This window comes from Mycobacterium sp. NGS19, from assembly GCF_059813155.1.
The window spans coordinates 56057-79073 of sequence record NZ_JCALEB010000002.1 but is presented as its reverse complement, the minus strand read 5'-3'; the positions used below and the strand labels follow the sequence as shown (position 1 = coordinate 79073).

Below are 23017 nucleotides of genomic sequence, written 5' to 3'. Positions count from 1 at the left end.
TCGCGCGAGCCGCTCGTCGCGACCCAAGACCCTCAACCGGATGACCGCACGCTCGGTGGTCCTGAGCGTACTGCTGGGAGCGCATCCGGCGTGGGCCACCGCCGCCGAATTGCTCACGCTGACATCAGATTTCGGCTTGAAGGAATCGACGGTGCGGGTCGCGCTGACCAGGCTGGTCGCGACGGGCGATTTGGTGCGCTCCGCCGACGGCTATCGCTTGTCGGATCGGTTGCTGGCCCGCCAGCGGCGACAGGACGAGGCGATGCGCCCCCACGTCAAACCCTGGGACGGTACCTGGACCACGCTCGTGATCACCAGCATCGGCACCGATCCCCGAACCCGCGCGTCGCTGCGAACAACGTTGCAGCAGAGCCGGTTTGGCGAGCTTCGCGAAGGGGTGTGGCTGCGGCCCGACAATCTCGACATCACGCTTCCCAGTGACATCACCAATAGAGTTCGGGTGCTGCATTCCCGCGACGACGATCCGGCCGACCTGGCAAGCCAGCTGTGGGACCTGTCGCGGTGGGCGCAGACCGCGACCCAGCTGCTCGACGACATGGCCGCGGCGACCGACACGCCCGGCCGGTTCGTGGCCGCCGCCGGCATGGTGCGCCACCTGCTCACCGACCCGGTGCTACCGGAGCAACTCCTGCCGCCGGACTGGCCCGCGAACTCGTTGCGGGACAGCTACTCTCGCTTTGCCGACGAGCTGGCCGCCCGTCGTCACCCGGCCCAACACCTCATGGAGGCATCGTCATGACCGACGAAGTTCGCGTGGAACGTCAGGGGCCGGTGACGACGGTGATCATCAATCGGCCCGCTGCGCGCAACGCCGTCAACGGCCCGACGGCCGCACAGCTGGTGGCCGCGTTCGAAGCGTTCGATGCCGACGACGGCGCATCGGTAGCTGTGCTGTGGGGCGACCACGGAACATTCTGTGCGGGTGCCGATCTCAAGGCGTTCGGCACACCGGAGGCCAACGCCACCCACCGCACCGGGCCGGGGCCGATGGGCCCGACGCGAATGGTCTTGTCCAAGCCGGTGATTGCCGCCGTCAGCGGGTACGCGGTCGCCGGTGGGCTGGAGCTGGCGCTGTGGTGTGACCTGCGGGTCGCGGAGGAAGACGCCGTGTTCGGGGTCTTCTGCCGCCGCTGGGGCGTGCCGTTGATCGACGGCGGCACGATTCGGCTGCCGCGGCTGATCGGCCACAGCCGGGCGATGGACATGATTCTCACCGGCCGGCCGGTCGATGCCGCGGAGGCCCATCAGATAGGACTGGCCAATCGCGTGGTGCCGAGAGGACAAGCACGCCAAGCCGCCGAGCAGTTGGCTGCCGAGCTCGCCACGTTGCCGCAACAGTGCATGCGCTCGGACCGACTGTCGATGCTCAACCAATGGGGCCTGTCGGAGAAGGAGGCGCTGGACTTCGAGTTCGGCAGTTTGTCGCGGGTGGCGGCCGAAGCGCTCGAAGGCGCGGGGCGGTTCGCCGCCGGGGCGGGCCGCCACGGCGCACCGGCGTAGCGCTCAGCCGGCGCGACCGTGCGCCGAATGCCATCCGATGCGGCGTGTCGCTGGCGCGACACGCACGGTCGCGGCACGGGGGTTAGGGGACTTTGTCGATCCGGTTGGTCATCCCGAGTTCGCGGCCGCGGTCGAGGATGTAGGGGTCGCCGTTGTGGAACATCACGGTCTGATCGGAGCCGTAGACGGTGATGTCGTCGGTAATGGTGTCGGCGATCACGACATTGCCGGAGCCTTGCATGGTGACCGCGTAGCACACTCCCGACGCGGTGATCGTGTTCCACGATCCGTTGACGAACAGCGTGCCGTTGTTGCAGTCGATGGTCGTCTGGATGCTCACGCCGGTGATGTGCGTGTCGCCTTCGCCGCGAGCATGCGCCGTCGGCATTGCGGCCAGCGAGAGCGTCAAGCACACCGCGGCAGTGCAACATGCAACGGTTCGCGTCATCGTCGCCCCCTTTGCGCACGTCCCGACCGGCAAAGCGTACCCACGTAGCCGCCCGCTGCGGTAGAAGTCCGTCATCGCAGCTGCGACGGCGTCAGCTGACCGCTGCCACGACGGCTAGGACTAGAGTTCTTTGCCGAAGAGCGCTCGCGCGAGCGCAAAGAGAAAGGACGACGTGGCAGCTGAGCCGCAGCCGCGGCCGGCGGGCCGAGCCAGGGGAGCGGCGCGCGCCCAGCAGAAATCGGGGGGCCGGTCGACCAAGCTGAGCCGCGACGTGATCGTCAACGCCGCACTGACCTTCCTCGACCGTGAAGGCTGGGATGCGCTGACCATCAATGCGCTGGCCGCCCAGCTGGGCACCAAGGGTCCGTCGTTGTACAACCACGTCGCCAGCCTCGACGACTTGCGGCGATCGGTGCGCAAGCGCGTCGTGGGCGACATCATCGAGATGCTCGGGACGGTCGGGCAGGGCAGAACCCGCGACGACGCCGTGCTCGTGATGGCCGGCGCTTACCGCAGCTACGCCCACCATCACCCGGGCCGGTACTCGGCGTTCACGCGGATGCCGCTGGACGGCGGCGACGACCCGGAGTTCACCGCAGTGGCCCGCGCCGCGGCCGAACCCGTCATCGCAGTGCTGGCGTCCTACGGGCTCGACGGCGACGAGGCGTTCCATGCGGCACTGGAGTTCTGGGCGGCCCTGCACGGATTCGTGCTGCTGGAGATGACCGGCGTGATGGCCGACGTCGACGTCGACGCGGTGTTCTCCGACATGGTCTTGCGGCTCGCGACTGGGATGGAGAAGCGGTAGGCGACGCACGCAGACGCCCGGTGACCTGCGCATAGGGGCGGCCGACGAGTTTGTTTCGACTGTGCCGGCCCTGGTATCGTAGTCGTCCGTGCCTGGCAGATAAGGCGCCTGCGGTATCGCATGCCCGCACGCCGGGCCAATTCGCATGTCCCCGATGACAGGTCGAGACCGCGGCGGACGCATGCGACACGCCCGGCCTCGGGGTGACCGAGCCAGGCGAAACCGCAGTACAGACGTAAAGACGCAACAGAGAAAGCCGGTAGATGCCAACCATCCAGCAGCTGGTCCGCAAAGGGCGCCAGGACAAGATCGCCAAGGTGAAGACCGCGGCGCTCAAGGGCAGCCCGCAGCGCCGCGGCGTGTGCACCCGCGTGTACACCACCACGCCGAAGAAGCCGAACTCGGCCCTTCGCAAGGTCGCGCGCGTGAAGCTGACCAGCCAGGTCGAGGTCACCGCCTACATCCCCGGCGAGGGCCACAACTTGCAGGAGCACTCGATGGTGCTGGTGCGTGGTGGTCGTGTGAAGGACCTCCCCGGCGTGCGCTACAAGATCATCCGCGGCTCGCTGGACACCCAGGGTGTGAAGAACCGCAAGCAAGCGCGCAGCCGTTACGGGGCCAAGAAGGAGAAGAGCTGATGCCGCGCAAGGGGCCCGCGCCAAAGCGTCCGCTGGTCAACGATCCGGTCTACGGGTCGCAACTGGTCACCCAACTGGTGAACAAAGTCCTGATGCGCGGGAAGAAATCGCTGGCCGAACGCATTGTTTATGGTGCGCTCGAGCAGGCACGCGAAAAGACCGGTACCGATCCGGTGGTCACGCTCAAGCGCGCCCTCGACAACGTCAAGCCCGCGCTTGAGGTCCGCAGCCGCCGCGTCGGTGGTGCGACCTACCAGGTTCCCGTCGAGGTGCGTCCCGACCGCTCCACCACGCTCGCTCTGCGCTGGCTGGTGGGGTACTCGCGGCAGCGTCGGGAGAAGACGATGGTCGAACGGCTGGCCAACGAGATTCTCGACGCCAGCAACGGGCTGGGTGCCTCTGTGAAGAGACGCGAAGACACCCACAAGATGGCCGAAGCGAACCGGGCCTTCGCGCACTACCGCTGGTGATGTTCGCCGGGTCCTCGGCCCGTAGCGAGCGCACCGCCAACCAAGCCAACAACGCAACCGAAAGAGTGAGACTTCTGTGGCACAGAAAGATGTGCTGACCGACCTGAGCAAGGTACGCAACTTCGGCATCATGGCGCACATCGATGCCGGTAAGACCACGACGACTGAGCGCATCCTCTACTACACCGGCATCAACTACAAGATCGGTGAGGTGCACGACGGCGCCGCCACCATGGACTGGATGGAGCAGGAGCAGGAGCGAGGGATCACGATCACCTCGGCTGCCACCACCACGTTCTGGAAAGACAACCAGCTCAACATCATCGACACCCCCGGGCACGTCGACTTCACCGTCGAGGTGGAGCGCAACCTGCGGGTGCTCGACGGCGCCGTCGCCGTGTTTGACGGCAAGGAAGGCGTGGAGCCGCAGTCCGAGCAGGTGTGGCGCCAGGCCGACAAGTACGACGTGCCCCGCATCTGCTTCGTCAACAAGATGGACAAGATCGGCGCCGATTTCTACTTCTCTGTGCGCACCATGGAGGAGCGCCTCGGCGCCAATGCGGTGCCCATTCAGCTGCCGATCGGCTCGGAAAGCGAGTTCGAGGGCGTCGTCGACCTGGTCGAGATGAACGCCAAGGTGTGGAGCGCCGAGACGAAGCTCGGCGAGAAGTACGACGTCGTCGACATCCCGGCCGGTCTCGCGGAGAAGGCTGAGGAGTACCGCACCAAGCTGCTGGAGATCGTTGCAGAGTCCGATGAAGAGCTGCTGGAGAAGTACCTCGGCGGCGAGGAATTGACCGTCGCCGAGATCAAGGGTGCGATCCGCAAGCTGACCATCAATTCGGAGATCTACCCGGTGCTGTGCGGCAGCGCGTTCAAGAACAAGGGCGTGCAGCCGATGCTCGACGCGGTCGTCGACTACTTGCCGTCGCCGCTGGACGTGCCGCCGGCGATCGGGCACCGCCCCGGCAAGGAAGACGAAGAGGTCGTCCGCACCGCGAGCGTCGACGAGCCGTTCGCCGCGCTGGCATTCAAGATCGCCACGCATCCGTTCTTCGGCAAGCTGACCTACATCCGCGTGTACTCGGGCACCGTCGACTCGGGCTCGCAGGTGATCAATGCGACCAAGGGCAAGAAAGAGCGGCTGGGCAAGCTGTTCCAGATGCACTCCAATAAGGAGAACCCAGTCGAAAGGGCAAGTGCCGGCCACATTTACGCGGTGATCGGGCTGAAGGACACCACCACCGGTGACACGCTTTCCGACCCGAATGACCAGGTGGTGCTCGAGTCGATGACGTTCCCCGATCCGGTGATCGAGGTGGCCATCGAACCCAAGACCAAGAGCGACCAGGAGAAGCTGTCGACCTCGATCCAGAAGCTGGCCGAGGAAGATCCGACCTTCAAGGTGCATCTGGATCAGGAGACCGGTCAGACCGTGATCGGCGGCATGGGCGAGTTGCACCTCGACATCCTGGTGGACCGCATGCGCCGCGAGTTCAAGGTCGAGGCCAACGTCGGTAAGCCCCAGGTGGCGTACAAGGAGACCATCCGCCGCAAGGTGGAGAACGTCGAGTACACGCACAAGAAGCAGACGGGTGGCTCCGGCCAGTTTGCGAAGGTGATCATCAGCGTCGAGCCGTTCGTCGGCGAGGACGGTGCCACCTACGAGTTCGAGAACAAGGTGACCGGTGGCCGGATCCCGCGGGAGTACATCCCGTCGGTGGACGCCGGCGCGCAGGACGCGATGCAGTACGGCGTGCTGGCCGGCTATCCGCTGGTGAATCTGAAGGTCACGTTGCTCGACGGTGCGTTCCACGAGGTCGACTCGTCGGAAATGGCGTTCAAGATCGCCGGGTCGCAGGCGCTGAAGAAGGCTGCGCAACAAGCGAATCCGGTGATCCTCGAGCCGATCATGGCCGTCGAGGTCACCACGCCCGAGGACTACATGGGCGACGTGATCGGCGACCTGAACTCGCGCCGTGGTCAGATCCAGGCCATGGAGGAGCGCGGCGGTGCTCGCGTCGTCAAGGCACATGTGCCGCTGTCGGAGATGTTCGGCTACGTGGGCGACCTTCGGTCGAAGACCCAGGGCCGGGCGAACTACTCCATGGTGTTCGACAGCTACGCCGAAGTGCCGGCGCAGGTGTCGAAGGAAATCATCGCGAAGGCGACGGGTCAGTAACCCGGTTGTCGGGCGGCGAACAACAACTGCAAAGATCAACCCTGCTTCATTAGCAAGCACCAACAGAAGTCCAGGAGGACAACACAGTGGCGAAGGCGAAGTTCGAGCGGACGAAGCCGCACGTCAACATCGGGACCATCGGTCACGTTGACCACGGCAAGACCACGCTGACCGCAGCAATCACCAAGGTTCTGCACGACAAGTATCCCGATTTGAACGAGTCGCGCGCATTCGACCAGATCGACAACGCGCCTGAGGAACGTCAGCGCGGCATCACGATCAACATCTCCCACGTGGAGTACCAGACCGAGAAGCGTCATTATGCGCACGTCGACGCTCCGGGCCACGCCGACTACATCAAGAACATGATCACCGGCGCCGCCCAGATGGACGGCGCGATCCTGGTGGTCGCCGCCACCGACGGTCCGATGCCGCAGACCCGCGAGCATGTGCTGCTCGCCCGCCAGGTGGGTGTGCCTTACATCCTCGTGGCGCTGAACAAGGCCGACGCGGTCGACGACGAGGAGCTGCTGGAGCTCGTCGAGATGGAGGTCCGCGAGTTGCTGGCCGCCCAAGAGTTCGACGAGGAGGCTCCGGTCGTGCGGGTCTCGGCGCTCAAGGCGCTCGAGGGTGACGAGAAGTGGGTGAAGAGCGTCGAGGAGCTCATGGAGGCCGTCGACGAGTCGATCCCTGACCCGGTCCGCGAGACCGACAAGCCGTTCCTGATGCCCGTGGAGGACGTCTTCACGATCACTGGCCGCGGCACCGTGGTCACCGGTCGTGTGGAGCGCGGCGTGATCAACGTGAACGAGGAAGTCGAGATCGTCGGCATCCGTCCGAACACCACCAAGACCACGGTCACCGGTGTGGAGATGTTCCGCAAGCTGCTCGACCAGGGCCAGGCCGGCGACAACGTCGGTCTGCTGCTGCGTGGCGTGAAGCGTGAGGACGTCGAGCGCGGCCAGGTTGTCGTGAAGCCCGGCACCACTACCCCGCACACCGAGTTCGAGGGCCAGGTGTACATCCTGTCCAAGGACGAGGGCGGCCGGCACACGCCGTTCTTCAACAACTACCGTCCGCAGTTCTACTTCCGCACCACCGACGTGACCGGTGTGGTGACTCTTCCCGAGGGCACCGAGATGGTGATGCCGGGCGACAACACCAACATTCACGTCAAGCTGATCCAGCCCGTCGCGATGGACGAGGGCCTGCGCTTCGCGATCCGCGAGGGCGGCCGCACCGTCGGCGCCGGCCGGGTCACGAAGATCATCAAGTAGTTCAAGCATCACGCCAAACGGCGCTCATCCGAACGGGTGGGCGCCGTTTTGCTTTTGCGGACATATCCCGATACGCCACGCGGCAGACTAGAGGCGATGCTGCAAGCTGCACGGATCATCGACCAGCTGATGGCCTACGCGGATTTTCACCTGAATGGTAATGCCGTTGGCGCGTAGGCAAATTCACACCGCACAGCAATCCGCCCACCGGCTGGCACCGTCTGACTATTCGAAGGATTGGCAGCCACGCGGGTTGTCCATGCGCAGGATTTCGGGCTGACCCGTCAACAATCACCGCGAAAAGCGGGTCCTACAGCTAATCTGACATGCAAGGGGGGCGGTGAGGAGCACGCCCGATGTTCGCGCGGTACCTGAAGTCCCAAGTAATCGTCCTGCTGTGCGGCGGCCTGGTCGGGCCGATCTTCCTGGCGGTGTACTTCGCCACCGGCCAATCAAGTCTCCTTCGGTGGATGTTCTTCGTGGGTCTACTGATCACGGCCGCGGACGTGTTGATCGCATTGGCGTTGGCCAACTTCAGCGCGAAGTCCGCTGCCAAGACAGCAGCTTTGGAGCAGAGCGGTGTGCTCGCGTTGGCTCACATCACCGGCATCGGCGAAACCGGTACGCGCATCAACGATCAACCGCTGGTGAAGCTCGACCTGCACATCGAAGGCCCTGGTATCGCTGCGTTCGACGCGCACGATCGCGTCATCGCATCCGTCACACGGTTGGGCAACTTCAACGCCCGCAAACTCGTCGTACTCGTCGACCCTGCCACTAATGACTTCCAAATCGACTGGGAGCGAAGCGCTTTGGTCAATGGCCTGGTGCCCGCTCAGTTCACCGTCGCGGAAGACAACAAGACGTACGACCTGTCCGGGCAAGCCGGCCCGTTGATGGAGATTCTGCAATTGCTCAAGGCCAATGGCATACCGTTGAACCGCATGGTCGATATCCGGTCCAACCCTGTTCTGCTGCAGCAGATTCAGGCGATTGTGCGGCGCGCGGTAGCCCAGCAGGCTCCGCCCGCGCCCGCCGCGGCCCCCGTCGCAACGCCTTCGGTCGCAGCGCCGCCGTCGGTGGCGTCGCCGAGTTTCGCGCCGCCGCAGGTCTCGATCTCGCAGCGGCTCCAAGAGCTCGAGACGCTGCGTGCGACCGGTGCAGTGACAGAGGAGGAGTACAAATCCAAGCGGTCTCAGATCATCTCCGAGATCTGACATTCGCGGAGCGCTTCAGCCGGGACTCGCAATTGACCGCAAGTTAGGCGTACCTTCCCGGACGCACCGCGACAACATCGCCGCTCTCGCGGTGATCGCCGTCAAGCCCCACTAGAACACGTTCCAGTTTCGCTGCTAGCCTGACCGAATGGCTGGATCACTCGAGGGACGGGTCGCGTTCGTCACCGGTGCCGCGCGGGGTCAGGGCCGCGCCCACGCGATACGGCTGGCCCACGAGGGCGCCGACATCATCGCCATCGACATCTGCGGGCCGGTGTCACCGTCGATCACCTATCCGCTCGCGACCCCCGAAGATCTCGACGAGACGGTACAGGGCGTCGAGGCGGCGGGCCGCAAGATCCTCGCTCGACATGTCGACATCCGCGACGCCGCCGCCCTGCGGCAGGTGGTCGCCGACGGCGTCGAGCAGTTCGCCCGGCTCGACATCCTCGTTGCCAACGCGGGCGTGCTCAGTTGGGGCCGGATATGGGAGTTGACCGAAGAGCAGTGGGACACAGTCATCGACGTGAACCTGTCGGGCACCTGGCGCACTCTGCGCGCCGCGGTTCCGGCCATGATCGAGGCCGGCAACGGCGGCTCGATCATCATCGTCAGCTCGTCGGCCGGGCTGAAGGCCACGCCGGGCAATGGTCACTATGCGGCGTCCAAGCATGGTCTGGTGGCGCTGACCAACTCGCTGGCGCTGGAAGTCGGTGAGTTCGGCATCCGGGTGAACTCCATTCACCCGTATTCGATCGACACCCCGATGATCGAGCGCGAGGCCATGATGGAGCTCTTCAAAAACCACCCGAGCTTCCTGCACAGCTTCGCGCCGATGCCGCTGAACCCCAAAGATGTTGGCGGCAAGCGGCATCGCAATGAATTCATGACGCCCGAAGAGGTTTCCGACGTCGTCGCATGGCTAGCCGGCGACGGCTCAGCGACGCTATCGGGTGTCCAGATTCCCGTCGACCGCGGCGTGCTGAAGTACTGACCCGTCGGCGCCGGCTACCGGCGAGTAGGGCAGGGGAGCGCTACTCCCGCGCCGGGTGATCGTGTATGAACCGTTACGTGAGCAAACGGATAGTCATCGTCGGTGGCGGATTGGCGGCCGCCCGTACCGCCGAACAACTGCGGCGGTGTGACTTCGACGGGCCCATCACGATCGTCAGCGACGAGGTCCACCTGCCCTATGACCGTCCGCCGCTGTCCAAGCAGGTGCTGCGCAGCGAGATGGACGACACGGCCCTCAAGCCGCGAGAGTTCTACGACGAGAACGACATCACGCTGCTCCTCGGATCGGCCGCGCGCAGGTTGGACACGGCAAATCAGACGGTGACGCTGGAGGACGGGTCGCAGCTGGAGTACGACGAAGCGGTGATCGCGACTGGCCTTGTGCCGCGACGTATTCCGTCCTTCCCTGACTTGGCCGGCATCCATGTCCTGCGGTCGTTCGACGAAAGCATGGCGCTGCGGGCAGAGGCCGCGGCGGCCAAGCGCGCGGTGGTGGTGGGTGCCGGGTTCATCGGCTGTGAGGTGGCGGCGAGCCTGCGTGGACTCGGCATCGAGGTCGTGATGGTGGAACCGCAACCTGAACCGCTGGCGTCGGTGCTGGGCGAGCAGATCGGGGCGCTGGTGTCGCGGCTGCACCGTGCCGAGGGTGTCGGCGTGCGCACGGGTCTGGGCGTCGAGTCCGTCACCGGGGGCGACCGGGTCGACAAGGTCGTGCTGACTGACGGGTCCGAGCTGCAGACCGACCTCGTGGTCGTCGGGATCGGCTCCCGGCCGGCCACCGACTGGCTCGAAGGCAGCGGCGTCAAGGTGGACAACGGGGTGGTGTGCGACCACGTCGGTCGCACCAGCGCACCGCATGTGTGGGCGCTCGGCGACGTCGCATCCTGGGAGGATGCCACCGGACACCAAGCGCGCGTGGAGCACTGGAGCAACGTCACCGAGCAGGCCAGGGTGCTGGTGCCCTCACTGCTCGGCCAGGAGGTGCCGTCGAATATCGTTGTGGTGCCGTACTTTTGGAGCGACCAGTATGACGTCAAGATCCAGTGCCTCGGCGAGCCGGAGGCCGACGACATCGTGCATCTGGTCCGCGACGACGGCCGCAAGTTCCTGGCGTACTACGAACGCGACGGCGTGGTGGCCGGCGTGGTCGGTGGCGGCATGCCGGGTGCGGTGATGAAGACGCGGGCCAAGATCGCCGCCGGCGCGCCGATCTCCGAAGTGCTGAACTGAGCGCGCGCCTAGCGGCCTGTTGGCCTGTTGGCCTGTTGGCCTGTTGGCCTGTTGCCGCGAGTGTGCGCGTCTGTACACCGACACGCCGACGCGAGACGTACGACGGCGCACGCTCGCGCTCGTGCTCGTGCCCGTGCCCCCGCCCGTGCTCGTGCCCGTGCCCGTGCCCGTGCCCGCGCCCGTGGACGCTAGTGACGCTCAGAACTGGCCGAGGTAGAACCGGCCGCCCTGGTCGTCACGACATTCCGCCATGAGGCCATATGGCTGCCTCGTCGGCTCCTGAAGCACCGTCCCGCCGGCTTCGCGCACCCGCGCCACCGCTTCGGCGATGTCGGCCACCGACCACATCGGCACGGTGGTGGCTGCGGCGCTGCCTCCCGCGACGCCGGCCATCGGGTGCGTGCCGGTGATCTGCCAGCCGTCGTCGATGCGGCCCGGCTCGAAGCTCCAACCGAGCACCCGCCCGTAGAACTCGCGGAACGCCGCCGAGTCCTCGACTTCATAAGTGACATAAGACAATTCGCCTGGCCCCGCACCGTTGAGCTGGGGCCGTGGAGGCTGGCCGACGGGTTGATAAACCGCGAACCTGGTGCCGCTGGGATCGGTGGCGTCGAGCACGGTGCCGACGTCGAACGTCCGCTGGTCGCCGAGCTGGCCACCCGCATCGCGGATCGCCTGCGCGGCGGCCTGCAGGTCGTCGACCGCGTAGCAGCAGAACAGCGTCGGTGCGGAGTCGACCGGAAAAATTCCGACCGGCTGCTCGGTGCTGATCACCATGTGCCTGGCGGCGTCGTAGGTCCATCCCAGCACGTGGCCGTAGAACGCCGCGGCCCGGTCGGCATCCGGCGTCCATACCGAGACGTAGCCGAGGTCGCCGTGCCGAATCGTCTCGACAGGCGCGGCCAGCGGGCTGGTGAGCATCCAGCGATGCCCGAACGGGTCGATGATGGTGGCGTTGCGGCCACCATGGCCTTCGTAGATATCGCGCTGCACCTGCGCTCCCTGCGCGCGGGCCCGGGCCAACGCGGCATCGATGTCCGCGACGTGCAGCATCAGGCTCACCGAAACAGCTTGCGGCGCAGGGGCTCTGAGGCCGAGCTCGGGATATTCGTCGGCGAGGTAGAGCACGCCGTCGGCCAAGGCGAGCTCGGCGTGACCGATGCGCCCGTCCTCCATCACGATCGGCTCGCCGACCACGACGGCGCCCAGCGCGTCGGTGTACCAGGCAATGGCAGCGCGCGCGTCGGCGACAGCGAGGTACGGCAGGGCGGCCGGACGCGGCGGCGCCGCATACGTGTCAGCGGGTTCGGTCAGCTCGGCGATGGCCTGCGCAGTGCCGCTCATCTCAACTCCTTCTGTGCCGGCGGGTAGGGACAGTGCAAATTCGAGCCGGGCCCGCAGCCGGGCCGCGAACTCGGGATCGGGGTGCACCGGAAGGTCGTCGGCGCGCAGCACGTCGAGCGGATCCGTCATTGCGCACCTCCTTCCTCGTAGTGGTTGCGAAAAGCCCGGCGTGCCCGCACGAGCAACGCTTCGGTGGCATGGACGGTGCGGCCGATCAGTTGCGCGCATTCGGGCACCGAGCAGTCGTCCATGTAGCGCAGTACCAGCACCGTGCGCTGCGGCTCGGGCAATCGTCGCAGCGTGGCCTCGGCGACCAACCGGTCCAGCTGCGCGTCCCACGTGTCGGTAGGGTCCGCGGCCTCCGGAACATCGGCGACAGAGATCGCATGGCGGTCGTGCCCACGCCGAAAGTGGTCTGCCAGTTTGTGTCTGGCGACGCCGATCAGCCACGGCACACTGATGTCGGGCGGTTCGGCCTTGCGTGCGCTGTCCATCGCCGCGAGGAAGGTCTCCGACGTGAGATCCTCCGCGGCGCGCCGATCGCCGCAGCGGCGCACGAAGTAGCCGTACACCGCGGGCAGCGCCTGGTCGTAGAGCGCAAGCAGCGCACGCGGAGCGTCGGGCGGGCGAGGTTCGGCGCTCACACCCTTATCGTCGCCGCCGGCCGCCGAACTCCGACGCTTCATGCGCGACTTTTTCTGCGCGAGCGTGCGGTCCTGTACGGCTACTCGCGGCGTGTCGCCGTACAGACACGCCCGCTCGCGGGGGGAGTGGGAGTTCGCCACCCGGGCGGATCACGTCGAACGCGTCGCCCAGGGCGTCGGTCAGCGACACCGACTCGTCGGCAAGCCAATGCTCGTAGGCCGCCAGCGACACCGCCAGCAACGCCCACGCGACGGTCTGCGGTGCGAGGTCATCGGGCTTGGTGCCGGCCCGCGCGGCGACGAACTCTGCGATGACTTCCCGCCAGCCCGCGTACATGGTCATCGAGTACGCCTGCAGCTCCGTGGTTCGCAAGATCACTTGCATGCGCAGTCGGTGTCGTGTGGTCTCGGATTCGTCAAATGTGTTGAACGCCAACAGCGCATCGCGCAGCGCTTGCTCGACGGGCACACCGGGATCGACGGCAGCCAGCAGTTCGCGCAAATGCTGCAGATGTGCGTCGAAGTCGCCCCACGGAATCGCGTTCTTCGACGGGTAGTACCGGAACAGTGTCCGGCGGGCGATCCCGGCCGCCTCGGCGACGTCGTCGACGCTGACTTCGGCAAACCCGCGGCGGGCGAACAGGTCGATGGCCACATCGGTGATGTGGTGGCGTGTGGTCGACCTGCGCCGGCCGACTCTGGATTGCACCAGACCTGCCCTTCCATTACGGCACTCGATGCCATATTCTGTCGACTCAACCGCAGTCTGTCGAGACCCCACCAGCAGGAAGGCAGCCCGATGGAACCCAACGCACAGGTGCACACCGAAGAGGACTTGGTCACCGAGACGCTCGTCGAAGAGGTCTCCATCGACGGCATGTGCGGCGTCTACTAGGCATGTTCGACCCCGCCCGACGCTGGCGGCTGCACCCTCAGGTCGCGGTGCGGCCCGAGCCGTTCGGTGCGCTGCTCTATCACTTCGGCACACGCAAGCTGTCGTTTCTGAAGGACCGCACGATCCTGATGATCGTGCAGTCGCTCGGTGACCACCCGGATGCTCGCGCCGCGTGCCGCGCGGCCGGAGTGCAGGACGGTGCCGAGCGGCCTTACCTTCGCGCGTTGGAAACCCTGGCGGCTTCCGACATGCTGATCGGTCAGGAGGCGTGATGACGGCCGTGCCTCGTCTGGTCGAGCAGTTCGAACGCGGCCTCGACGCGCCGATCTGCCTGACGTGGGAATTGACCTACGCGTGCAACCTCGCCTGCGTGCACTGCCTGTCGTCGTCGGGCCGCCGCGATCCCCGCGAGCTGACCACGCGCCAGTGCATGGACGTGATCGACGAGCTCGAGCGTATGCAGGTCTTCTACGTCAACATCGGCGGTGGCGAACCGACTGTGCGCCAAGACTTTTGGGAGCTCGTCGACTATGCCACCGCGCATCACGTCGGTGTGAAGTTCTCCACCAACGGTGTCCGGATCACCCGGGCGCGAGCCGAGCAACTCGCCGCCAGCGATTACGTCGACGTCCAGATTTCGCTCGACGGCGCCACCGCTGCGGTCAACGACGCGGTGCGCGGCCCCGGCTCGTATGACATGGCAATGCGGGCGCTCGATCATCTGCAGGCTGCGGGGTTCGAAGACGCCAAGATCTCGGTGGTGGTCACCCGCCACAACATCGGCCAGCTCGACGAATTCGCCGCGCTGGCAACCCGTTACGGCGCGACGCTGCGCATCACCAGACTTCGCCCCTCCGGCCGTGGCGCCGACGTGTGGGATGAGCTGCATCCGACCGCAGAGCAGCAGGTGCAGCTCTACCACTGGCTGGTGGACCGCGGTGAGCGTGTGCTCACCGGCGACTCGTTCTTTCACCTGTCGCCGCTGGGTGCGCCCGGAGCGCTCGCCGGCCTGAACCTGTGCGGCGCCGGTCGGGTGGTGTGCCTGATCGACCCCGTCGGCGACGTGTACGCCTGCCCGTTCGCTATCCACGACCGCTTCCTGGCCGGAAACGTCTTGCGCGACGGCGGATTTGACCACGTGTGGAAGACCGCTCCGCTGTTCCGGGAACTGCGTGAGCCACAATCAGCCGGAGCGTGCAACAGCTGCGGGCATTACGACAGCTGCCGCGGCGGTTGCATGGCTGCCAAGTTCTTCACCGGCCTGCCGATGGACGGCCCGGACCCGGAATGCGTTCAAGGCTACGGAGCGCGCGCGCTGGCGCACCCTCGACATGTGCCCCGGCCCAGCGGCGACCATTCGCGTCGTGGTCCTGTCCCGCTGACCCTGGCGCCCCGCCCGCCGGCGCGCCTGTGCAACGAAAGCCCGGTGTAGCGATGGCTCAGTGGTTCGAAACGGTGGCGTTCGCGCAGCAGAAGGCCAGAAAGCGGCTGCCCAAGCCGGTGTACTCGGCATTGGTGGCCGCCAGCGAAAAGGGCGTGACCGCCTCTGACAACGTCGAGGCCTTCAGCGAACTGGGCTTCGCGCCCCACGTCATCGGCGCCACCGAGAAGCGTGATATGGCGACAACCGTTCTGGGACAAGATATTTCGCTTCCTGTGGTCATCTCGCCGACCGGGGTGCAGGCGGTTCACCCAGACGGCGAAGTAGCCGTCGCGCGGGCAGCCGCCGCTCGCGGCACCGCGATGGGGTTGTCGTCGTTCGCGAGCAAGCCCATCGAAGAGGTGATCGCCGCCAACCCCAAGCTGTTCTTCCAGATCTACTGGCTCGGCGATCGCGACGCGATCGCACAGCGGGTCCAGCGTGCCCGCGACGCCGGGGCCGCGGGGCTCATTCTCACCACGGACTGGAGCTTCTCGCACGGTCGCGACTGGGGCAGCCCGAAGATCCCTGAGGCGATGAACCTGCGCACCACCGTGCGGATGCTGCCGACCGGCCTCACCAGGCCCGCCTGGCTGTGGGAGTGGGCGAAGACCATGCGACCGCCCGACCTGCGCGTGCCCAATCAGGCGCGCCGCGGCGAACAAGGCCCACCGTTTTTCACCGCGTACGGGGAATGGATGAACACCCCACCGCCCACCTGGGACGACGTCGCCTGGCTGCGGGAACTGTGGGGCGGGCCCTTCATGCTCAAGGGCGTGATGCGGGTCGACGATGCGAAACGCGCTGTGGATGCGGGTGTTTCGGCGATCTCGGTGTCCAACCACGGAGGAAACAACCTCGATTCCACACCCGCTCCGATCCGGGCCCTGCCCGCGATCGTCGACGCGGTGGGCGGCGACGTCGAGGTGCTGCTGGACGGCGGCATCCGCCGGGGTAGCGACGTGGTCAAGGCGGTGGCCTTGGGCGCCCGCGCCGTGATGATCGGTCGTGCCTACCTGTGGGGTCTCGCCGCCGCCGGACAGGCCGGCGTGGAGAACGTGCTCGACATCCTTCGCGGCGGCATCGACTCGGCGCTGCGCGGGCTCGGCCGGTCGTCGATCCACGACCTGCGTCCCGACGACGTCGTCGTGCCGCCCGGCTTCACCCGGGCATTGGGAGAGCCGCGCGACCGGAGTTGACGACGATCCGGCGGCCCGCGGTGGTGCCGACGGGACTGACGGTGCTGCCGTGAACGATGAGGGTCAGAGGCTAGGCATTTGACGAAGCAAGATTTCTCATCCCCCAACATCTGATGTATCCCAGATGAATTCGGCCTACGATCGCCACGTGACCTTCCCGACGGAGTTGGGGAAGTCGACGTCGAAGCAGGTCGAAGGTGCGTCGCCAATCGTGGTGGTGCCGGTGGGCTCCACCGAGCAGCATGGACCCCACCTGCCGCTGGACACCGACACCCGCATCGCTGCCGCAGTCACGCACGCCATCGTCGCGGCCCTCGCCGCTGCTGGTCAGCCGGCCCTCGCCGCACCCGCGGTCGCCTACGGGTCCAGCGGAGAGCATCAGGGTTTCGCCGGGACGATTTCGATCGGAACGGCGGTGCTCGAGCAGCTGCTGGTCGAGTTCGGACGCTCGGCGTGCGCGTGGGCGCCGCGGATCGTGTTCGTCAACGGTCACGGCGGAAACCTCGACGCGCTGGTCGCGGCGGTGCGACTGCTGAGGAGCGAAGAACGCGACGTCGCGTGGTGCCCGTGTGCCGTGCCGGGCTGCGACGCGCACGCCGGACATACAGAAACGTCGATATTGCTGCACATTTCACCCTCAACTGTGCGACTCGACGAGCGTCGTGCAGGTAACGTGTCTCCGCTAGCGGACTTGATGTCGAGCATGCGCCGCGGCGGAGTAGCCGCAGTGAGCGAGGTAGGAGTGCTGGGGGACCCCACCACGGCGACGGCCGAGGCTGGCGCGCGTCTCTTTCGGCAGATGGCCGACGTCTGCGTCGCCCGGGTCCGGCGCTGGGCCCCAGGCGGCGACGGAATGCTGACATGACCCAGCCGCGGCTGCCGGACGGATTCGCCGTCCAGGTCGACCGGCGTGTGCGTGTTCTCGGCGCAAACGCCGCCCTTCTCGGTGGGTCGCCCACCCGCCTGCTGCGGCTGGCGCCGTCGGCCCGCAGCCTGCTGGACAATGGCCGGCTGGAGGTGCACGACGCTGTCACCGCACAGCTGGCGCGGGCGCTGCTGGACGCCACGGTGGCCCACCCGCGGCCGTCCGGTGGCCCGTCCCATCGCGACGTGACCGTCGTTATTCCGGTGCGAGACAACATGTTTGGTCTTCGCCGCCTGTTGTCGACGCTGCGCGGGTTGCGGGTGGTAGTGGTCGACGACGGCTCCGCGATACCGGTGAGGGAGTCCGACTTCGAGCGCTTCAGCTGCCAGGTTCAGGTGATCAGGCACTCCCGGAGCAAGGGACCCGCAGCGGCCCGCAACACCGGGCTGGCGGCCTGCACCACCGACTTCGTCGCGTTCTTGGACTCCGACGTCGTGCCTCGCCGCGGCTGGCTGGAGGCGCTGCTAGGGCACTTCGTGGACCCAGCCGTGGCGCTGGTGGCACCGCGGATCATCGGGCTCACCCAGAGCGACAACATGATCGCCCGCTACGAGGCGGTGCGCTCGTCGCTGGATCTGGGGCGGCGCGAGGCGCCGGTGGTCCCGTACGGAACCGTGTCCTATGTGCCCAGCGCGGCGGTCATCTGCCGACGCTCGGCGCTGCTGGCCGCCGGCGGTTTCGACGAGACGTTGCGCTGCGGCGAAGACGTCGACCTGTGCTGGCGGCTGGTCGAGTCCGGCGCCCGGCTGCGCTACGAGCCGATCGCGCTGGTGGCCCACGACCATCGGGTCGGTGTTCGAGAATGGTTGTCCCGCAAAGCCTTCTATGGTAGTTCTGCGGCGCCGCTGTCGGTCCGCCATCCCGACAAGACCGCTCCGCTGGTCATCTCCGGCTGGAGCCTGGTGTTGTGGCTGCTGCTGGCCATGGGGTCGTGCATGAGCTATCTGGTGTCGATGGTCATCACAGTGCTGATGGCGCGCAGGATCGCCAACACGCTCGACGGGGTGGACTCCAAACCGCGCGATGTCGCTGTGCTCGCCGCGCGCGGCCTAGGAGGCGCAGCGTTACAACTGGCCTCGGCGATCTGCCGCCACTACTGGCCGATCGCGCTGGTGGCCGCGATACTTTTCCGGCGCTGCCGGCACATTGTGCTGATGGCTGCAGTGGTCGACGGGGTGGCGGACTGGCTGAGCCGGCACAACAACGTCGACCGGCAGACGAAGCAGCTCGGCGTTCTGACCTACCTGGCGCTCAAGCGTCTCGACGATCTCGCCTACGGCACCGGAATGTGGATGGGAATGGTCCAGGAGCGTCATCCCGGACCGTTGAAGCCGCAGATTCGGACATAGCCAGCCGTTGCACAGCGACGTCTTGGTCATCGGCGCCGGTAGCGCAGGATGTGTTGTCGCCGAGCGCCTCTCCGCCGACGAACGGTGCCGGGTCACCGTGGTGGAGGCCGGACCGGCGGCGACCGATCCGGATGTCGCGGCGGTGGTGGCGGACGGTTCGGTGCTGCCGGTGGGTGCCGGAAGCCGTCTGGTGCACCGGTTCGAGACTCTGCTGACACAGCATCCGCGCCGCCCGACGCTGGTCGTCCGGGGTGCGGTGGTCGGCGGCTCCGGTGCGGTCAACGGTGGCTACTTCTGCCGCGGTCTGCCGGGCGACTTCGACGCGTGGGGACTTCCCGGCTGGAGCTGGTCAGATGTGCTGCGTCACTTCCGCGACACGGAAACCGACCTGGACTTCGACGGCCCGGCGCACGGCAGCTCGGGACCGATCACCGTGCAGCGGGTCAACGAAATGTCCGACAGCACAGCAGAATTCGTCGAGAAGGCGCGTGATGCCGGCTTCGACTGGATACCGGACCTCAACGGTGCCGTGCACCCGGCGGACGCGGCAACCGGGGTGGGCGCGGTACCGCTCAATGTCGACGACGGCACCCGGGTCCAGCCGGGTTCAGCCATCCTGGCACCTGCTCTGGACCGGCCTAACCTGACACTGCTCACCCGCACGACAGTGCGCCGACTCAGGATCTCGGCCGGCCGGGTGACCAGCGCTGAGGCCGTCGGGGCTGACGGGTCCGTGTCGTTGACGGCGGACCGCATCGTGCTGTGCGCCGGAGCGATCGCGACGGCGCACCTGCTGATGCTGTCGGGTATCGGCGACGAGAAAGGTCTGCGCGCCCACGGAATAGAGGTGGTACAACCCGCACCGGTCGGCATGCACTGTGTCGACCATCCGGAGTGGGTGATGCCCACCAGCTGGCGAAGCAGCCCCGGCCGTCCGGTGCTGGAGGCTGTCCTGCACACCGGCTCGGGACTCGAAATTCGGCCCTACACAGGCGGTTTCATCGCCATGGTCGGCGACGGCACGGCCGGGCGGCCGGACTGGCCGCACGTCGGGGTGGCGCTGATGCAGCCGCGGTCGCGTGGAACGGTCACCGTGCGGTCGGCCCGTCCGGATGTGGCGCCACGCATCGAGCACCGCTACGACAGTGAGCCGGCCGACGTCGCGGCCCTGCGCGAGGGTGCCCAGCTCGCGAGTCACCTGTGCCCGCTCAGCCATCCGGAGGCCGAACCGCTGTGGTCGACGTCGCAGCATTTGTGCGCGACGGCGCCGATGGGCGCCGACCACGACGAGCGTGCGGTGCTCGACCCGACGTGCCGCGTGCGCGGGATCGAGGGACTGTGGGTGATCGACGGTGCTGCGCTACCCGCGATACCCAGCCGGGGCCCGCACGCCACAATCGTGATGCTGGCCCACCGCGCCGCCGAGTTCGTCACCGCGGGGTGAGCGTCGCCACCGGGCCGACAAGTAACGCACGACCCGCAGCTGTTGGCCGTCGCGTCCCGGTGCCCACAGCCCGACGAGGCAGGCGCCGATCGCGATGCTGATCGCCAGAGCCAGTGACGACGAGTGCATGGCCTCGACGAACGATGCCTTCGCCACGTCTGCCAGCTGATGTCCTTGCGGACCAAGGTGTTCGGACGCTTTGATGGCCTCAGCGAGGGAGTGTGACGCCGGGCCGCGCAGAGCTTCGGGAAATGTCGAGAGCTTGGGGCGCAACACGTTTGCGTAGTTCGCGGCGAGAATGGAACCGGCGACCGCAATGCCCAGCGCCGCACCGATTTCGCGGGTGGCATCGTTGATCGCCGATGCGACGCCTTGCTTTTCGTCGGGCGCGGCGTTCATGATCGCCGATGTCGCCGACGCGGTGCACAGTCCGATGCCGATCGACATCACCGTGATCGGCCACGCCATTTCCAAGTAGGTAGCGCCGAGCTCCATGGTGCGCATGAAGAAGATCCCCACCGCCACGAGAAGAAGGCCGGTGAACAGCACGAGCCGCAGGCCGAGTTTCGGCAGATACCAGAAGGACAGCAGGCACAGGATGAAGATGGGCACGAACAGCGGTGTCAGCGCGAGCGCGGTGTGTAAAGCCGAATAGCCAAGCACCTCTTGGCAATACTGCATGATCAGGTAGAAGAAACCGAAATTGGCGAAGAAGAAGATCGTGACAGCCAAAGCGCCAGTGGCGAATTCGGGTCGCTTGAACAGCCGCACGTCCAGTAGCGGACGGCGACGGCGCAACTCCACGAAGCCGAACACCGCGGCGAGAACTATCCCGGCCACCAGAGACACGGTCACCACAGGATCGGTCCACCCGCGCGTCGGTGCTTCGATGACGCCGAACACGAACACCGCGACCGACAGTGCGATCAGTGTTGCGCCCAGCCAGTCGACCGGCGGCGCGTCGTCTTCTCGGGATTCCGCCACAGTCAGTGTCAGCGCGAACAGCAGCGCCGCCGCGGCGGCCAGCGCCCAGAAGATCGCCTTCCACTCCCAGAAGTTCAGCAGGAACCCCGGCACCAGCAGACCCACCACGGCGGCCATGCCTGCGACGCCTGCCCAGATGCCGACGGCCTTAATGCGCTGGTCTTTCGGGTAGACGACGGTGAGTAGCGACAGCGTGGCCGGCATGACGAACGCCGCGCCCGCGCCGGCGACAGCCCGCGAAACGATGATCTGCATTGGGCTGTCGAACAACAACGGCGCCAGCGACGCGAGAAAGAAGATGGCCAGTCCCACCAGCAAGGCTTTGCGGCGTCCGTAGCGATCGCCGATCGCGCCGGCGGGCAGCAGCAGGCAGGCGAGAACCAGCGTGTAACCGTCGACCACCCAGGTCAGCTGGGTCTGCGTGGCCGCGGTGGCGACGGCGATGTCGCCTAGAGCGGTGTTCAACGCGATCATCGAGGCGATCACCAAAGCCACGCCGCTGCACGCCACCACCAGCGTCCATGTCCGTCGGCGCCGGGAAACGTCGGTCACATCGGGTGTGCTGGCATCGGGCCGCATGAGGGTGTCGACCATGGTCGTCAGACCGGCCACGGTGGTCCTTCCGGTCGAGGGCGGTGGATTTTTCGAGACTAGTCGTCTAGTTCATAGACCGAAAGTCTTGCGGTCAAACATCCGCCGCACCGACGGTTACCGCAGCGAATAGCGAACAGGCAGGTGCTTGAGGCCGCCGACGAACACGGTGGCGGACAGCTCCGGACGACCTGCCAGCTCCACCGCGTCCAAGCGCGGGATGAGCTCGGTGAACAAGCTCCTCATCTCCATCCGGGCCAGCGCTGCACCGAGGCAGAAATGCACGCCGTAACCGAACGCGAGGTGCTTGTTCGGATCGCGGCTCACGTCGAAGCGGAACGGTTCGTCGAAGACATCCTCGTCGCGGTTCGCGGAGGTGTATGCCAGGTACACCGACTCGCCTTTGGCGATCGGCACGCCGCGCACTTCGGTGTCTCGCGTTGCGGTGCGCATGAATTCCTTGACGGGTGTGGTCCAGCGGATCATTTCCTCGACCGCCGTGGGCATGAGCTCGGGGTGCTCGCGCAGCCGCGCCAACTGGTCAGGGTTCTCGATCAGCGCACGCATGCCGCCGGAGATCGCGTCCTTGGTGGTGTCATGGCCGGCGGTCGCGACGATGACGTAGTACGACGCCGTGTCGAGGTCCGACAGCGGCTCACCATTGACCTTGGCGTTGGCGATTGCCGACGCCAGGTCCTCGGTCGGATGGGCGCGCCGCGACGCCGTCAGCGCGTTGAAATAGGCGAAGAAGTCCAGCAGCACCTGCAGCTGCTCCTCCGGTGTGGTTCCGCGCTTGTATTCGTCGTCGTCGCCGCCGAACAGTTCCTGGGTGAGCGTCAGCATGCGAGGGAAGTCCTCTTCGGGGATGCCCAGCAGCGACATGATGACCTGAAGCGGGTAGTTCATCGCGATGTCGGTGACGAAGTCGCATTCCGGCCCGATGTCGCGCATCTTGTCGACGGTTTGGCGGGCCAGTTCGTCGACACGAACCTTCAAGTCCCTCATGGCTTTTGGACGAAACCAGTCGGCGCCGATCGCTCGTACGTCGCGGTGGTAGGGGTCGTCCATGTGGATCAGCGTGCGCAGTCCCATGCCGGCCTCCAGTTGAGCGCGCGCCAAGTCGTCGGCCTCCGCCGTCTGCAGCAGCGGTCGGGGCTCGTTGATCCACAGGTTGTTGTCGCGCTCGATCGCCATGATGTCGGCATGCTTGGTGATCGCCCAGAACGGCCGGTACGGCGGCACGTCGACGTACGCGACGGGCGCATGAGCGCGAAGGTGTGCCATGGCGGCGTGCAGCCGCTCCTCGTCCGCGTAAGAGGTGGGATCCGCGAACACCCTCGCGGCGTCATCGACAATCGGCGCGCCCATGGCCTTCTCCTCGTTGAGTCGGTGGTCACGAGTCTCGACCATGGCGGGC

At 66.5% G+C, this 23017-nt stretch carries 22 protein-coding genes and 1 pseudogene; 17 read left to right on the top strand and 6 right to left on the bottom strand.

Annotated features, from left to right (window positions below; translation table 11 throughout):
* Nucleotides 1–40: 40 nt before the first annotated feature.
* Together AC5Y4N_RS05800 and AC5Y4N_RS05795 are read left to right on the top strand one after the other, a co-directional pair.
* A complete protein-coding gene (locus AC5Y4N_RS05800) occupies nt 41–760 on the top strand; it encodes a PaaX family transcriptional regulator C-terminal domain-containing protein (RefSeq protein ID WP_499906241.1) in 720 nt (239 codons plus the stop codon).
* Complete coding sequence (locus AC5Y4N_RS05795) at nt 757–1521, top strand: crotonase/enoyl-CoA hydratase family protein (protein ID WP_499906244.1); 765 nt, start codon at nt 757–759, stop codon at nt 1519–1521. The genes AC5Y4N_RS05800 and AC5Y4N_RS05795 overlap by 4 nt, the downstream gene beginning before the upstream one ends.
* 82 nt (nt 1522–1603) lie before the next feature.
* Here AC5Y4N_RS05795 and AC5Y4N_RS05790 read toward each other — a convergent pair whose 3' ends face one another.
* Entirely contained in the window at nt 1604–1969 is a 366-nt protein-coding gene (locus tag AC5Y4N_RS05790; protein ID WP_499914566.1) for a DUF3060 domain-containing protein, read from the bottom strand.
* 259 nt (nt 1970–2228) lie between these two features.
* Here AC5Y4N_RS05790 and AC5Y4N_RS05785 point away from each other — a divergent pair, with 259 nt between their 5' ends.
* The 8 genes from AC5Y4N_RS05785 (at nt 2229) to AC5Y4N_RS05750 (ending at nt 10805) form a co-directional block, all read left to right on the top strand.
* Nucleotides 2229–2777 carry a TetR/AcrR family transcriptional regulator gene (locus AC5Y4N_RS05785; RefSeq protein WP_499912349.1) on the top strand — a complete coding sequence of 183 codons (549 nt, stop codon included), beginning with the start codon at nt 2229–2231 and terminating at the stop codon, nt 2775–2777.
* 263 nt (nt 2778–3040) lie between these two features.
* The gene (rpsL, locus tag AC5Y4N_RS05780; RefSeq protein WP_424745522.1) at nt 3041–3415 is read left to right on the top strand and encodes a 30S ribosomal protein S12; all 375 of its coding nucleotides are present in this window, start codon (nt 3041–3043) and stop codon (nt 3413–3415) included.
* Nucleotides 3415–3885, top strand: a complete 471-nt coding sequence (gene rpsG, locus AC5Y4N_RS05775; protein WP_499912338.1) for a 30S ribosomal protein S7 — start codon at nt 3415–3417, stop codon at nt 3883–3885. Before rpsL ends, rpsG begins: the two co-directional genes overlap by 1 nt.
* A 76-nt stretch (nt 3886–3961) precedes the next feature.
* Entirely contained in the window at nt 3962–6067 is a 2106-nt protein-coding gene (gene fusA / locus AC5Y4N_RS05770) for an elongation factor G (RefSeq protein WP_499912335.1), read from the top strand.
* A gap of 86 nt (nt 6068–6153) precedes the next feature.
* On the top strand, nt 6154–7344 hold the full coding sequence (gene tuf, locus AC5Y4N_RS05765; RefSeq protein WP_499912332.1) for an elongation factor Tu: 1191 nt from the start codon (nt 6154–6156) through the stop codon (nt 7342–7344).
* A gap of 356 nt (nt 7345–7700) precedes the next feature.
* Nucleotides 7701–8561: an SHOCT domain-containing protein gene (locus tag AC5Y4N_RS05760; protein WP_499912330.1), complete on the top strand. Its 861-nt coding sequence runs from the start codon at nt 7701–7703 to the stop codon at nt 8559–8561.
* Nucleotides 8562–8709: 148 nt separating this feature from the next.
* Nucleotides 8710–9555 carry a mycofactocin-coupled SDR family oxidoreductase gene (locus AC5Y4N_RS05755; protein WP_499912328.1) on the top strand — a complete coding sequence of 282 codons (846 nt, stop codon included), beginning with the start codon at nt 8710–8712 and terminating at the stop codon, nt 9553–9555.
* Between the two features lie 65 nt (nt 9556–9620).
* The gene (locus AC5Y4N_RS05750) at nt 9621–10805 is read left to right on the top strand and encodes an NAD(P)/FAD-dependent oxidoreductase (RefSeq protein WP_499912326.1); all 1185 of its coding nucleotides are present in this window, start codon (nt 9621–9623) and stop codon (nt 10803–10805) included.
* A gap of 198 nt (nt 10806–11003) precedes the next feature.
* Here the strand turns inward: AC5Y4N_RS05750 and AC5Y4N_RS05745 are convergent, their stop codons facing one another.
* The 3 genes and pseudogenes from AC5Y4N_RS05745 to mftR form a co-directional block, all read right to left on the bottom strand.
* Nucleotides 11004–12278: a VOC family protein gene (locus AC5Y4N_RS05745; RefSeq protein WP_499912324.1), complete on the bottom strand. Its 1275-nt coding sequence runs from the start codon at nt 12276–12278 to the stop codon at nt 11004–11006.
* Nucleotides 12275–12793 (bottom strand): RNA polymerase sigma factor, encoded by a 519-nt coding sequence (locus AC5Y4N_RS05740; protein WP_499912321.1) that lies wholly within the window; start codon nt 12791–12793, stop codon nt 12275–12277. Before AC5Y4N_RS05740 ends, AC5Y4N_RS05745 begins: the two co-directional genes overlap by 4 nt.
* A 139-nt stretch (nt 12794–12932) precedes the next feature.
* Nucleotides 12933–13505: pseudogene (gene mftR, locus AC5Y4N_RS05735) on the bottom strand (mycofactocin system transcriptional regulator MftR); the annotation flags it as partial.
* An 87-nt stretch (nt 13506–13592) separates the two neighbouring features.
* Here mftR and mftA point away from each other — a divergent pair.
* The 7 genes from mftA to mftG all read left to right on the top strand — a co-directional run bounded on the left by mftA (nt 13593) and on the right by mftG (nt 20025).
* Nucleotides 13593–13688, top strand: a complete 96-nt coding sequence (gene mftA, locus AC5Y4N_RS05730; protein WP_499912319.1) for a mycofactocin precursor MftA — start codon at nt 13593–13595, stop codon at nt 13686–13688.
* Between the two features lie 2 nt (nt 13689–13690).
* Entirely contained in the window at nt 13691–13960 is a 270-nt protein-coding gene (gene mftB / locus AC5Y4N_RS05725; protein WP_499912317.1) for a mycofactocin biosynthesis chaperone MftB, read from the top strand.
* Nucleotides 13957–15120, top strand: a complete 1164-nt coding sequence (mftC, locus tag AC5Y4N_RS05720) for a mycofactocin radical SAM maturase (protein WP_499912315.1) — start codon at nt 13957–13959, stop codon at nt 15118–15120. The genes mftB and mftC overlap by 4 nt, the downstream gene beginning before the upstream one ends.
* 2 nt (nt 15121–15122) lie before the next feature.
* Nucleotides 15123–16307, top strand: coding sequence for a pre-mycofactocin synthase MftD (gene mftD, locus AC5Y4N_RS05715; RefSeq protein ID WP_499912312.1), 1185 nt, complete (start codon nt 15123–15125; stop codon nt 16305–16307).
* Nucleotides 16308–16431: 124 nt separating this feature from the next.
* Nucleotides 16432–17172, top strand: coding sequence for a mycofactocin biosynthesis peptidyl-dipeptidase MftE (gene mftE, locus AC5Y4N_RS05710; protein WP_499912310.1), 741 nt, complete (start codon nt 16432–16434; stop codon nt 17170–17172).
* Nucleotides 17169–18581 carry a mycofactocin biosynthesis glycosyltransferase MftF gene (gene mftF / locus AC5Y4N_RS05705; RefSeq protein WP_499912307.1) on the top strand — a complete coding sequence of 471 codons (1413 nt, stop codon included), beginning with the start codon at nt 17169–17171 and terminating at the stop codon, nt 18579–18581. The genes mftE and mftF overlap by 4 nt, the downstream gene beginning before the upstream one ends.
* 7 nt (nt 18582–18588) lie before the next feature.
* The gene (gene mftG, locus AC5Y4N_RS05700; RefSeq protein ID WP_499912305.1) at nt 18589–20025 is read left to right on the top strand and encodes a mycofactocin dehydrogenase MftG; all 1437 of its coding nucleotides are present in this window, start codon (nt 18589–18591) and stop codon (nt 20023–20025) included.
* On the opposite strand, the gene AC5Y4N_RS05695 is transcribed toward mftG, so the two are convergent.
* Together AC5Y4N_RS05695 and AC5Y4N_RS05690 are read right to left on the bottom strand one after the other, a co-directional pair.
* Nucleotides 19942–21603 (bottom strand): MFS transporter, encoded by a 1662-nt coding sequence (locus AC5Y4N_RS05695; protein ID WP_499912347.1) that lies wholly within the window; start codon nt 21601–21603, stop codon nt 19942–19944. The genes mftG and AC5Y4N_RS05695 overlap by 84 nt on opposite strands.
* A 114-nt stretch (nt 21604–21717) precedes the next feature.
* Nucleotides 21718–22968, bottom strand: coding sequence for a cytochrome P450 (locus AC5Y4N_RS05690; RefSeq protein ID WP_499912302.1), 1251 nt, complete (start codon nt 22966–22968; stop codon nt 21718–21720).
* Nucleotides 22969–23017 lie beyond the last annotated feature (49 nt).